Origin of the sequence: Solemya velesiana gill symbiont (genome assembly GCF_002020805.1) — a bacterium.
Lineage (GTDB): Bacteria > Pseudomonadota > Gammaproteobacteria > Chromatiales > Chromatiaceae > Sedimenticola_A.
The window spans coordinates 1-12,821 of the sequence record NZ_MPRJ01000009.1 but is presented as its reverse complement, the minus strand read 5'-3'; the positions used below and the strand labels follow the sequence as shown (position 1 = coordinate 12,821).

Sequence of the window (12,821 nt, the reverse complement as noted above, 5' to 3'; positions counted from 1 at the left end):
ACACTAATTTTATCTACCTGAACTTAGGAGAAATATCATGCCTATCGAAGTCAACGGTAAGTCCCTCGAGACCGATGAAGAAGGTTACCTGGTAAACTTGGCCGAGTGGGAGCCTGAAATTGCTACCATCATGGCTAAAGAAGACGACCTGGAGCTGACCGACGAGCACTGGGAAATCATCAACTTCCTGCGTGAGTACTACGACGAGTACCAGATCGCTCCCGCCGTTCGCGTTCTGACCAAGGCTGTTGGTAAGAAACTGGGCAAGGAAAAGGGCAACAGCAAGTACCTGTACGCTCTGTTCCCCTACGGTCCTGGTAAGCAGGCTTGCCGTTTCGCTGGTCTGCCAAAGCCGACCGGCTGCATCTAAGCTGCAAGAATCGACCGGGATGATTTTTCCTCCCGGTCATTTTTAACCGACTGAGGAACGCAGGAACATGTCGACTCTCTACGCGTTGCTGTTTATCGTAGCGACCCTTGTTCTGGTGATCGGCCTTGCTCTGAAGATCAAGCAATACGCCCAGACACCAGCACCATTAAAGATTCCTACTACCCCGGCGCCCATTACCGAGGCTGGTGTAGTTATGCGTTTGTTCCGTGAAGTGGTGTTCTTCGAGAGCCTTTTCAAAAGCACCAAGTGGACCTGGATCTTCTCCTGGATGTTCCACATGGCACTGTTTGCCGTGCTGCTTCGCCACCTGCGCTATTTTATCGATGATGTTTGGCTGCCTATCGAGCTGATTCAACCATTCGGCAAGTATGCCGGTTTCGCTATGGTTGCCGGCCTGGGCGGTCTCTTCCTGCGACGCATTTTTGTTGACCGTGTGCGCTATATCTCTGCGCCTTCCGATTACCTCTGGCTGATCATCCTGATTGTGATTGGCATGAGTGGACTGATGATGTCTTTCGTAGCTCACACCGACATTGTCATGGTTAAGCAGTTCTTCACTGGTGTTTACACCTTCAGTTGGGGTGAACTGCCTGTCAATTTTCCGCTGATCGTCCATCTGCTCCTGGTAGCGCTGCTGATGATCCTGTTCCCCTTCAGCAAGCTGCTGCACGTGCCGGGCATCTTTTTCAGCCCGAGCCGTAACCAGGTGGACAACCCGCGCGAAAAGCGTCACCTGGCTCCCTGGGCCAAGGCGCTTGAAGAGCAAGAATAATTAACCTGTACGTAGCCGACGAGGGCAATACATGGCTAAGGCAGATTTTGAGGTACCGGAACTCCAGGAACACGTGGATGTGCCGGCATTAGAAGAGGGCACGATGGCTCACCTGAAGCCATTCGTGGTTAAAAATCCGGATCACAATACTGATCTTGGATTTCCCGGCGAGCTGGTCGAGGACTGGCACGACAAGACCCTGGAGAAGCTGGACGACCTGCGTCATCGCTACCGTTCCCTCCAGGTCTACCTGGACGCCTGCGTAAAATGTGGTTCCTGCACCGACAAGTGCCACTACTACCTGGGTACCAAGGATCCCAAGAACATGCCTGTGGGTCGCCAGGACCTGCTGCGCAAGGTTTACCGCCGCTACTTCACCTTCGCGGGTAAATTCTTCCCGAAGCTGGTGGGCGCTGAAGACCTGACCCGTGAGACCCTGGACGATTGGTACAGCTACTATCACCAGTGTTCCCAGTGCCGCCGCTGCTCCGTGTTCTGCCCCTACGGCATCGACACTGCAGAGATTTCCATGGCAGCCCGCGAGATTCTCGACAGCATCGGTTACGGCCAGAAGTACTGCAACGAGATCATCGCCAAGGTACACAAGGTTGGTAACAACCTGGGTCTGCCTGGGCCTGCAATCCTGGATACGGTTCAAGGTCTGGAAGAGGATGTGTTTGATGAAACCGGTGTGGAGGTCAAGTATCCCCTGGATGTGAAGGGTGCCGACATTCTGCTGGTTACCCCCTCTGCCGACTTCTTTGCAGAGCCCCATGTTGACGGTCTGATCGGCTATGGCAAGGTATTCCACGAGGCTGGTGTCAGCTGGACGCTCTCCACCACCGCTTCCGAGGCGGGCAACTTCGGCATGTTCATCGGCTCCTACGAGAACATGCGCCGTGTTTCCATGCGTATACGCAAGGCGGCCCTGGAACTGGGCGTCAAGCGCATCGTGTTTGGTGAGTGCGGCCACGCATGGCGTGTTGCCTACGCATTCCTCAACACCCTGGCCGGTCCTTTCGATTTTCTGGATCCGAACTACCCTGTGCCACAGCACATCTGTGAGTTCACTGATGATCTGATCAAGAAGGGCAAGCTGAATTTCGACAAGTCGCAGAACGACGATATGACCATCACCTTCCACGATTCGTGCAACGTGGCCCGCGCCACGCGCATGGGCGACAAGCCGGGTGGTCAGTTCGAGATCCCGCGCAACGTGATCAAGTCGGTCTGCAACAACTACGTGGATATGGACCACAACACCATCGGCGAGCGTACTTTCTGCTGCGGTGGCGGTGGTGGTCTGTTGACCGACGATCTCATGGAGATCCGTGTCAAGGGTGCGCTGCCACGTATGACCGCGCTGCAGAACGCGATCGATGAGCATGGAGTAACCCATGTGGCAGCAATCTGTGCGATCTGTAAATCCCAGTTCACCAAGGTAATGCCTTACTACGGACTGGATATGGATCAGATCGTCAGCGTGCACCAGCTGGTAAGTAACGCAATCGTCCTCACCGGTCAGAAGACCGAGGGGGCAGGGGAAGCCGCTGAAGCTGCCGGGTAGGCAGAAGAAGCGTAACGGCTCCCCTGGAGCAGGATTAAAAACAGACGCGCGTTGTTTCCGCCTGGTTCAACGCAAAAGAATTATGAATTACATAGGTTAAGGAGACTTTAAGAATGGCAACTCCTACTGAAGAGATGAAAAACAGTTTGAACTTCCGTCGCTTCGAAGACGGTGAAACCGAATGGGATAGCTGGGACGAGAAGATCTTTGTCGAAGATACTTCCCATAAGTGCCCTACCTATGTACACAAGACACCGCCGTGTCAGGGCAGCTGCCCCTCGGGTCACGATATCCGTGGCTGGCTGGCGATTGTCCGCGGCCAGGAGAAGCCTGTAGAGGGCATGGACTGGAAAGAGTACGCTTTTAAGCGCGCCACCGACTCCAACCCCTTCCCCTCCATGATGGGTCGTGTCTGCCCCGCACCCTGCCAGGGCGGTTGTAACCGTAACGACGTCGAGGACTTCGTCGGTATCAACTCCGTCGAGCAGTTCATTGGCGACACCGCACTGGCCGAAGGCTACAAGTTCACCGCCGGTGAAGACACCGGCAAAAAAGTTGCTGTAATCGGTGGTGGTCCCGCTGGTATGGCAGCAGCTTTCCAGCTGCGTAAGCTGGGTCACGGTGTAACCGTATTTGAAAGAGATCCCGAACTGGGTGGCATGATGCGCTACGGTATCCCCAACTACCGTATCTCTCACGAGAAACTGGCCGCCGAGATTCAGCGTATTGTCGACATGGGTGTTGAGGTTAAGACTGGCATTAGTGTCGGTACCGATGTTGCGGTTGCCGACCTCGAGAAAGAGTATGGCGCCATCCTCTGGGCCCTGGGCTGTCAGTCCGGTCGCGGTCTGCCCGTAGACGGCTGGGAAGGTACCCCCAACTGCGTATCCGGTGTTGCCTACCTGAAGGCGTTCAACGCCGGCCGCATGAAGGCTACCGGCAAGAAGGTGGTATGTATCGGTGGTGGTGACACCTCCATCGACGTGATCTCCGTTGCCCGCCGTATCGGTTACAACGCGGCCATTGGCAACCCCGAAGATATCGTTGCCGATGAGAGCATGGTCCACGACCAGGTCATCGCCGACGGTGCCGAGCAGGCTGAAGCTACGCTGACCTCCCTGTTCACCAAGGGCAAAATGTTCGCCGCCGAGCACGAGATCAACGATGCGCTGGAAGAGGGCTGCACCATTCTGGATGGCGTAATGCCCCTGGAAGTGATCATAGGTGACGACGGTCGCGCTACCGGCCTGAAAGTCTGTGACTGCACCATGGACGGCATGACCCCGGTTCCTGTCGAAGGCACCGAGCGTGTTTTGGAAGCCGATCTCATCGTATCTGCCATCGGCCAGGGCGGTGACATGAAAGGCGTTGAGGATATGGCCAACGACCGCAACCTGATCGACGCTGACAAGAACTACCAGGTTCCCGGCAAGCTCGGTCACTTCGTGGCTGGCGATATTGTTCGCCCCCACCTGCTGACCACCGCTATCGGTCAGGCTGCCGTTGCCGTCGAGAGCATCGACCACTACATGAAGAGTGAAGAGCTGGGCAAGCGTCCCAAGGTTGATGTGCACCACTTCGACCTGATGCAGAAGTTGCATGAAGCGGGCCTGGACCCTGAGCACTTCGATTCCCAGGCGGGTGATCAGCGTGGTGCCAACACTGCCAATTACGCAGTACACAACTACGAAGACCGTTCATTCGCCGAGGTGATCCCCTCCAACGATCTGTTCCTTGGCCATTTCGAGTTCACCCCGCGTAACCTGCGTACCGACGACGTTCCCAGTGGTGACGCTGTTCTGCATCACTTCAAGGAGCGTATGAACGGCCTGAGCGAGGAAGAGACCGTAAACGAAGCCAAGCGCTGCATGAGCTGCGGCATGTGCTTCGAGTGTGACAATTGTGTTGTCTTCTGTCCCCAGGATGCAGTCTTCCGTGTAAAGAAAAACGAAGCCACCACCGGTCGTTACGTTGATACCGACTACAGCCGTTGCATCGGCTGTCACATCTGCCACGATGTGTGCCCGACCGGTTACATCCAAATGGGTCTTGGTGAATAACAGGAGCTCCAATGCGTAGTTCAACCGGCATCAAGCGTTTCGCCGGACTGCTCGTGGGAGGGCTGTTCGCAGCTCTGGCCATGACAGCCCATAGCGGATCAGCTGTTACCCAGGGCTCCAAGGCGGCCTCCATGGACGCCTGTGTTGCCTTGACGGCGGATATGCGCCGTAACCACATGGATTATCTGCAGCACGACCGCCACGCGAGCGTGCGTAAAGGAATCCGTGACATCAAGAACAGCCTCTCCGGTTGTGTCGACTGTCACGCTTCCAAGGATGACCAGGGCAATTACAAACCGGTTACTGCTGAAGGCGAATTCTGCGAAGCCTGCCACAACTACACGGCAGTCAACGTTGCCTGCTTTCAGTGCCACCGCAAGACGCCCCAGGAGATGACCTCTTCTGTGACGACTGGCGGGAACAAGCTCGGTTTGATGCTTGATGACGGTGAAGCACCTGCACTCTCCGCTGAAGAGTTCGAACAGCTCCACGCCAAGATTCTGGAGGACTGATCATGAGTAAGCACACTGACCAGCCCGATATGAAACGGCGTGAGTTCCTGGGCAAGACAGCGATTGCCGCCACGGCTGCGACTGTAGCTCCGGGTGTCATGCTGACCGTTGCCAATGCAGGCTCCGACGAAGGCGTATCCAGCGATACCCGCTGGGGAATGCTGATCGACACCAACAAGTGTGCCGACGGCTGTGCCGCTTGTGTTGATGCCTGTAACAAGGAAAACGGCATCGATATTCTGAGCAAGCCTGAAGATCAGTCAGACGAAATGTGGAATGCCCAGCGTCCCCAGTGGATCCGCAAGGTAAAGCTGAAGGACAAGCAGACCGGCGTGGTAACCAACCTGCCGATGATGTGCCAACACTGCGAGCATCCACCCTGTGAGGACGTCTGCCCCACCGGTGCTTCTTTAAAGCGTGCCGACGGTATAGTGATGGTTGATCGTCACACCTGCATCGGCTGCCGCTACTGCATGATGGCCTGCCCCTATAAGGCGCGTTCCTTCATCCACTCCAACATCGCAGAGCAGGTTGTCAATTCACCTCGCGGCAAGGGCTGCGTCGAGTCCTGCAACATGTGCGCTCCCCGCATCGATGGGGGTGCTACCACTACTGCTTGCCAGGACGCCTGCATGAAGGATGGCCACCAGGCTATTCTCTTCGGTGACATGAAAGATCCCGACAGCGCGATCTCCAAGGCACTTAAAGAGAAGAGCAGCCGTCAGATTCGTGCCGATCTTGAACTCAACACCGGTGTTCGCTACACCGACGTGTAACCGGGGAGACTGTATTCAATGGCAAAGATGCATTATCGCGAACTTTGGTGTGAATCCCCCCGTTACTGGGGCGGACTCGCCTTGCTTGCGTTCATTATCATGCTCGGTATGGCTGCGACCTACCACATGGAGCACAACGGCCACTACGTGACCGGCATGAGCAACCAGGTTGTCTGGGGCCTGCCGCACGTATTCGCCATCTTTTTGATCGTCGCCGCTTCCGGTGCACTTAACGTCGCATCCATCGGTTCCGTGTTCGGCGGTCCGATGTACAAGCCCCTGGGCCGCTTCTCCGGCTTGTTGGCGATTGGCCTGTTGGCTGGCGGCCTTGCTGTACTGGTACTCGACCTGGGTCGTCCGGATCGCCTGATCGTGGCCATGACCACCTATAACTTCAAGTCGATTTTCGCCTGGAACGTTATTCTGTACAGCGGTTTCTTCGCTATCGTTGGCCTCTACCTATGGGCCATGATGGATCGCCGTTACGGTGCCCCTTACTACAAGCCCCTGGGTTTTACAGCATTTTTCTGGCGTCTCGCGCTGACCACCGGTACCGGATCTATCTTCGGTTTCCTGGTCGCCCGTGAAGCTTACGATGCAGCAATCATGGCGCCGATGTTCATCATCATGTCCTTCAGCTTCGGCCTAGCATTCTTCATCATTTCACTGATGGCCGCTTACTGGTGGGCCGGTCGTACCATCGGTGAACTGCGTATGACCAAGCTCAAGAATCTGCTGGGTGTTTTCGTGGGTGCCGTACTGTACTTCACCCTGGTCTACCACCTGACCAATCTTTACATTACCCAGCATTACAGTGTTGAGGCATTCGTATTGCTCAATGGCGGTGTCTACACCACCATGTTCTGGCTAGGCCAGGTCGTGGTTGGCGGAGTCATCCCGCTGTTCCTGCTCTACTCGCCGGCGTTTGCCCACTCCCGCTTGGCGATTGCGTCTGCTTCGCTGCTGGTTCTGATCGGTGGCTTCTTCCAGGTTTACGTGATCGTTATTGGTGGACAGGCATTCCCCATGAACGTCTTCCCGGGTAAGGAAGTGCTCAGCAGCAGTTTCTACGATGGCGCCGTGGCCAGCTACACGCCTTCACTCGCAGAGGGCATGCTGGGTGTGGCAGGTATTGCTATCGCCATGACCCTGGTAGCCGTGGCATCCCGAATGCTGAAAGTACTGCCTGAAAATCTTGAGGATCCGGATGAAGGCGAGATTGCCTAACTAGATTCTGAATACAAAGTAAAAAAACACCGTTGGTAACCCAACGGTGTTTTTTTTGTTTTTGACGGCGTTTGCGGCTATAAAGTCAGTTGTCGAGCTTGGAATCAACCGAACCCGACACAATTGTTTAACACACTTCTGAAGAAACCCTCTGAATTCACTTCATGTCCTACTTCTTCATATCCGCAGCTCACAAGTCTTCCGGTAAAACCACCGTTTCCATCGGGCTGGGTGCAGCGCTGAAAGCCCGTGGCATGAGCGTACAGCCATTCAAAAAGGGGCCGGACTATATCGATCCCCTCTGGCTCACTGCAGCTACTGGCCGCTCTTGCATTAATCTCGATTTCTACACCATGCCTTCGCACGAGATCGAGGATGAGTTCGCCAGGCACATAGTTGGGGCGGATATCGGGCTTATCGAGGGGAACAAGGGACTTTACGACGGCCTTGATCTGGATGGCAGCAACTCCAATGCGGCCTTGGCCACGCTGTTTGATGCCCCCGTCATCCTGGTGATCGATGCCCGGGGAATGACCCGCGGTATTGCCCCCCTTATTCTCGGTTACCAGGCATTTGATCCGGATGTGCGCATCCAGGGTGTGATTCTGAACAAGGTGGGTGGCAGTCGGCATGAGGGTAAGTTGCGCCGGGTAATCGAACACTACACCGATGCCAAAGTGGTCGGCGCAGTGCACTATGCCAAGGATATCGAAATCGATGAACGTCACCTCGGCCTGATTCCCAGCAACGAAGTGGAGAAGGCGAGAGAGCAGATATCTCAACTCGGCAAGGCGGTTGGCAGCCAGGTGGACCTGGATCGGGTGATCGAGATTGCAGCAACATCGCCCAACAGGCCCGAGAGCACCAGTCAACTTTCTGCCTTTTCCGGCACACGAATCCGCATCGGGTTTCCAAGAGACAAGGCATTCGGCTTTTACTATCCCGGAGACCTGGAAAAACTCGAAGCAGAGGGGGTGGAACTCGTCGAGTTCAATGCCCTGGCAGACAGGGAACTGCCTGATGTTGATGGACTTTTCATCGGCGGAGGCTTTCCCGAGATGGTCATGCAGGACCTGGAAGCCAATACCGCCATGAGAGAGAGTATCAGGCGGTTCATAGATGATGGTGGCCCGGTTTATGCCGAATGCGGCGGTTTGATGTATCTCTCCCGCAGCCTGACCTGGGAGGGGAAACGTTGCAGTATGGTGGGGGCAATTCCCGGGCATACGGTAATGTATGAAAAGCCCCAGGGCAGGGGCTATGTGCGGCTTCAGGAGAGAAGCCAAATGCCCTGGCCGAGACCTGAAGGCGGTGTGGCGCCCGAAATCGCTGCTCACGAATTCCATTACTCGGCCATCGAGTACCTGGGGGAGGGCGTTCAGTTTGCCTACGATGTCAAAAGAGGGGCAGGCATTGACGGGCAGCATGATGGCCTGGTCTACAAGAATGTTCTTGCCAGCTATACCCATCTGCGCGATGTGGGTGGAAACTGCTGGACACAGCGGTTTGTAGACCATATCAAGGCCTGTATGGGCAGTTGAGTTTGGGCAGGCCTGTAATTGGTTTTAAATTACCGGGTAATAATCAGAAGGATTTCGGGATAGAATAAAGGGTGGCAGTAAATTGCAGTCAAGTAAATAAATTCATATATGCTGCAGATTCAGGAGTTTTTCCATGTTCGAGATGACTGAATTCGCCGCGGACCAGGTTCGGGTTGCCGCGAGAATGGGTGGTACTGAAGGTATGGCATTACGCATGGATGCCCGCGAGAAAGAGGACGGTACCATCGATTACCTTATGGGTTTCGATGAAGCCAAGGATGAGGATATTCAGATCAACAGCAATGGTATCGATGTGGTGATTGGTCCTGAAGCTGTCCCCCTGCTCGATGAGGCAGTAATGGATTTCGTGGAAATGGATGATGGCCAGAGCCGCTTCATATTCCTGAATCCCAAAGATGCCAACTACTCCCCCCCAACTGAAGACTAATACGTTATCTGCGCAGCGATAGCTGCGCAGATAAATTCCCAGTCTCCCCCTGTATTCCCGGATTCCATGGAACTTACCAGCGAAGACGCCCTGCGCCTGAATGTCCTGTTGGCTAATAAACCCCTGGCCATACGGATACATGATTCGAGCATGGCCCTGTATGGTCTGCTCGAGAACGGTGAGGCGACGGTCAAGCTGAATCCAGAGGGCAATGATGAGAAGTATCTCAAGGTAGTGCGGGCCTTTCTCTCGGAAAAGGCGCTGGGCAGTCCGGGGGGTTACCCACTCTATTTACAACGCTGGACCCGCCAGGGACAGATGCAGGAGCAGAGTCTCGAACAGCTGCTCCAGCTGGGAGATCCCCAGGCTGTTTTCGCCGTGGTCTGCGCAGAAGGCCTTACGGTTGAGCTTGCCCGCCGAGCATGGTGGGCGGCCCCCGATGCGGAAAATGCCCGCAGAATGCTACAGACCGGGGATATCGTGGCGGCTGATATCGGCAAGGAGATGGCCGACTACCTGGTCGAGTATCTGCCCTTCGAGACGGATGTAGAAGACATGATGGAGTCTGTGCGCATGGCAGCCCAGCCGGGTTTGTTGAGCGAGGAGAAGCGCCAGACCCTCTGGGAAAAATCGGCCCGTAAAACGCCTTACCTTGTCGGCTTCATTGCGGCTACACCTGATGACCTGCCCGAGAAACAACCGGCGCGAAACGATCATGATCAATTGATATCCGGTCTTTCGCCTCTGGCTGAAGGTGGTAACCGCCTGGCTGAATTGATGATCAAGGTCAGCTCTTCCAATGGCCAGGGGTTTCTGCATACGGTACAGCGTATTCTCTCCAAGCCACCTACCCAGGAAGTGGTCAATACGACGCTGGATATTGCCCGGGACTACTTCAAGCTCCTTCGTCCCGAGGGAGATCCTGACTGCGCCGTGGATGATCTTATCGATGAGTCGCCGGTCTACCTGCTGGAGAATGACGAGGCCCGTGCTTGTCTTGATGCCATGCCTTCGTTGGAGCAAGACCTGTTGGCCATGCGTGTGCTCTCGGGGGTAGGGTGGGGTATTCTCCGTCTAGTACTCAGCGGCAGCACGGCCATGGGCAGTCTGATGCGTCGAAAACTGGAACCGGTGTTGACCCCGGTCAATGAGAAAATATCCCGGCTTTCCTCCTCTGCGTAAGCTGAACCCCTAACTCTTCGCATCTTATCTTTGTGGCTTCCGGAAAACGATCGTGGCCTCCGGCTTCTGTGCTTCTCATTTCCTATACTAAAGTTACTGGGTAGGTAGTTGGTGCTGATAGGGTATCCAGTTGCCAGTTTAGGTTTGAAAAAATGCCGACTGCCAAACAAAGGTGGTCAGTTATATATCTGAAGGATAAAGAAATATGACAGAAAAGCGCATTGCCGAGGCTTCCTCGTTACGCGGTTATTTCCAGGAGCAGTGGGATCAACTGATGAGGTTGCTGGAAGCGCAGAGCCAGAAGCGTGAGGCGCGTCTGGCCGAGGAGGACAGGCTCGATGAAGCGATAGAAAGTATCGTCACCCGTACCGATTCCAGGATGCGGGCGTTAACGCGATATAAGACCCGCCTCAGGGAGGGGGCAAGGGGCCTGTTGCTGCATATCGACAACCTGGTGGATGAACTTCCGGATGCGTTGCTGATTTCAAAGGATACCTTTCTGCAGGATCCGCAAGTTTCCACCTTTTTTTCCAGCATCGAAGAGGTGAACGAACTGTGTAATCAGTTTTATGACATGCACGATTACCTCATCACCCCTGAGCATAGAGGCGCCAATGAAATCTTTTTCATTCTTTTCCTGAAGTACCAGGAAAAAACTGTGCTGGGCAGTGAGATTCAGGGAGATATTTTGCTTCGCGAAGTGCAACAGACCAGTGTGACTTTTTTCGGGCATCAATTGCTGGCGCCTTCTGTCACAGAACTGGAAGTGAGGCATGCTCTGAAGTAGACCTTGTTTGACAATGTCGTGAGATATATGCGCGCTCACATCGTCGGACTTAAACAGGACCAGCAACAGTCCACTTCAGGGCTGATTCACCACGATGAGGACCTGCGCAATCCGGAAGTTTACCTGACACACATTCTTGGATATCTATCCTTGCCCCAGGAGTTGATCAAGATCCTCGAGAATATAATCCGTGTCGATCGAATGGGGATTAAAATAGAAGACCAGGGCAAAAAGGGCGGTGCTGCCATCAATCTTAAAGAGTTGGAAATTGGCGAGGATTACAGGCAGTTGCTTTCAATGGTGTCTATCCCGCGCGAGATTATCGATTTCTGAAAAATACTTCTGAGTCGAGGAGGGCGGCAATCTTTTCGAGTTCGCCAAGCCTTGAGAGCAGTATCCCCTTCGAACGCATGTCGACGACTACGCCGGATCCATACATCTGGTTTTTCGCAGCGGTCTGTTTATTACGCCAGTGAATTTCAAAGCCTGTTCGGCCTGGTACCTCCAAAGGCTCGCTGTCTCCCTGTAAGGGATACCAGGCACAATATGCGACTCTACGGTCATTGAGTTTATCGGCAGCCTCCCGGGTGCGTTGCCTGTCTGCCGTATAACCTGGTCGATATGGCGGGTCAATCAGGACCAGGTCAGGATTGATGCCGGTGCCAATGGCTTTAAATCCATCGGTTGGCCTGTAGTCAATCTCAGGGTCAAGGGTGGAGTCTTTGCCAACTGCCGATGCCACCTTCCCGGATGTGTCGAACAGCCTGATGTTGGCGGCTATGTGGTGTTGTTTCAGATAGTGGTGAACCAGTCTCCAGGAGCCGGGGTAATAGCCGCGATCGAGGTAGGAGCTGGCGATAGTGAAGTAGGGGTGCTCTCCCCGCACCTGGGAGTCGATCCGTCCAATGCCCTCCTGCCAACTGCAGCAGTCGTCCAGTCGGTACAGGCCTGAACCGGCATGGGTATCCAGATAACTGAAACTGTCAGGTTCTGCCTGGCTGACCAAGTCATCCAATACGGTCAGCAGGATGTAGTGTTTCCAGACAACCCCGCGGTTGCCAGCCTTGGTGCTGTGGTCATAACTCATGGATTCGCTAATGCTTGGTTGAGATTGGTTATGCAGGTTTTCCAATGGCCTGATCAGAAGTTATCGGCAAATCGCCAACGCTGTTGGTCAAAGCGTTCCCAGCGTCTGTCGCTCTTTTCCCTTGCCTCGAAATTATAAGGTGTCTGAAACCAAAGTTTTACCTTGTCGGTAAATGTATCCAGAACATAGGTGCCATGGTTGGTTTCAAGGAGAAGCAGGCTGTGCGGGGTGTGATGGGTGCGATGATGAGCAAGGGCTATACGCATGGCGCCCCGTGATATGCCTTGCAAGAAAAGTCTTCTACGTTTCTCAAGCGCTTTATCCTCGCAATCGCCAAAACCGGATTCCGGGTAGCTCCAGTACCCCTCATCTCTATACTGGGCGGTTTCGGATAATAAGTGCAATTGGTAGTTGAAGGGCCAGCTGGTAGAGTCGGCGCTTCTCCCGACCAAGAGACGAAGCACTTATGAG

14 protein-coding genes are annotated in these 12,821 nt (G+C 54.5%); 12 read left to right on the top strand and 2 right to left on the bottom strand.

Going from position 1 to position 12,821, the window contains the following annotated elements:
• Positions 1-37: 37 nt before the first annotated feature.
• The 12 genes from BOW53_RS02155 (at position 38) to BOW53_RS02100 (ending at position 11,596) form a co-directional block, all read left to right on the top strand.
• Entirely contained in the window at positions 38-370 is a 333-nt protein-coding gene (locus BOW53_RS02155) for a TusE/DsrC/DsvC family sulfur relay protein (protein ID WP_078485884.1), read from the top strand.
• A 67-nt stretch (positions 371-437) separates the two neighbouring features.
• The gene (locus BOW53_RS02150) at positions 438-1,163 is read left to right on the top strand and encodes a respiratory nitrate reductase subunit gamma (RefSeq protein WP_078485883.1); all 726 of its coding nucleotides are present in this window, start codon (positions 438-440) and stop codon (positions 1,161-1,163) included.
• Positions 1,164-1,194: 31 nt separating this feature from the next.
• The gene (gene dsrK, locus BOW53_RS02145) at positions 1,195-2,730 is read left to right on the top strand and encodes a sulfate reduction electron transfer complex DsrMKJOP subunit DsrK (RefSeq protein ID WP_078485882.1); all 1,536 of its coding nucleotides are present in this window, start codon (positions 1,195-1,197) and stop codon (positions 2,728-2,730) included.
• A gap of 113 nt (positions 2,731-2,843) precedes the next feature.
• Positions 2,844-4,790, top strand: coding sequence for an NAD(P)-binding protein (locus BOW53_RS02140; RefSeq protein WP_078485881.1), 1,947 nt, complete (start codon positions 2,844-2,846; stop codon positions 4,788-4,790).
• An 11-nt stretch (positions 4,791-4,801) separates the two neighbouring features.
• Positions 4,802-5,302, top strand: coding sequence for a hypothetical protein (locus BOW53_RS02135; protein WP_078485880.1), 501 nt, complete (start codon positions 4,802-4,804; stop codon positions 5,300-5,302).
• A 2-nt stretch (positions 5,303-5,304) separates the two neighbouring features.
• Positions 5,305-6,078 (top strand): sulfate reduction electron transfer complex DsrMKJOP subunit DsrO, encoded by a 774-nt coding sequence (gene dsrO / locus BOW53_RS02130; protein WP_078485879.1) that lies wholly within the window; start codon positions 5,305-5,307, stop codon positions 6,076-6,078.
• Positions 6,079-6,096: 18 nt separating this feature from the next.
• Positions 6,097-7,305, top strand: coding sequence for an NrfD/PsrC family molybdoenzyme membrane anchor subunit (gene nrfD / locus BOW53_RS02125; RefSeq protein ID WP_078485878.1), 1,209 nt, complete (start codon positions 6,097-6,099; stop codon positions 7,303-7,305).
• Between the two features lie 164 nt (positions 7,306-7,469).
• A complete protein-coding gene (locus BOW53_RS02120) occupies positions 7,470-8,846 on the top strand; it encodes a cobyrinic acid a,c-diamide synthase CobB (RefSeq protein ID WP_078485877.1) in 1,377 nt (458 codons plus the stop codon).
• 133 nt (positions 8,847-8,979) lie between these two features.
• Positions 8,980-9,294 (top strand): HesB/IscA family protein, encoded by a 315-nt coding sequence (locus BOW53_RS02115; protein WP_078485876.1) that lies wholly within the window; start codon positions 8,980-8,982, stop codon positions 9,292-9,294.
• A gap of 66 nt (positions 9,295-9,360) precedes the next feature.
• Positions 9,361-10,476 carry a sulfur reduction protein DsrS gene (locus tag BOW53_RS02110; RefSeq protein ID WP_078485875.1) on the top strand — a complete coding sequence of 372 codons (1,116 nt, stop codon included), beginning with the start codon at positions 9,361-9,363 and terminating at the stop codon, positions 10,474-10,476.
• Positions 10,477-10,681: 205 nt separating this feature from the next.
• Entirely contained in the window at positions 10,682-11,263 is a 582-nt protein-coding gene (locus BOW53_RS02105) for a hypothetical protein (protein WP_078485874.1), read from the top strand.
• Between the two features lie 27 nt (positions 11,264-11,290).
• Positions 11,291-11,596: a hypothetical protein gene (locus BOW53_RS02100; protein ID WP_078485873.1), complete on the top strand. Its 306-nt coding sequence runs from the start codon at positions 11,291-11,293 to the stop codon at positions 11,594-11,596.
• On the opposite strand, the gene rlmJ is transcribed toward BOW53_RS02100, so the two are convergent.
• Together rlmJ and BOW53_RS02090 are read right to left on the bottom strand one after the other, a co-directional pair.
• On the bottom strand, positions 11,583-12,350 hold the full coding sequence (gene rlmJ / locus BOW53_RS02095) for a 23S rRNA (adenine(2030)-N(6))-methyltransferase RlmJ (RefSeq protein ID WP_078485872.1): 768 nt from the start codon (positions 12,348-12,350) through the stop codon (positions 11,583-11,585). The genes BOW53_RS02100 and rlmJ overlap by 14 nt on opposite strands.
• 53 nt (positions 12,351-12,403) lie before the next feature.
• The gene (locus BOW53_RS02090) at positions 12,404-12,814 is read right to left on the bottom strand and encodes a transglutaminase-like cysteine peptidase (RefSeq protein ID WP_078485871.1); all 411 of its coding nucleotides are present in this window, start codon (positions 12,812-12,814) and stop codon (positions 12,404-12,406) included.
• Positions 12,815-12,821 lie beyond the last annotated feature (7 nt).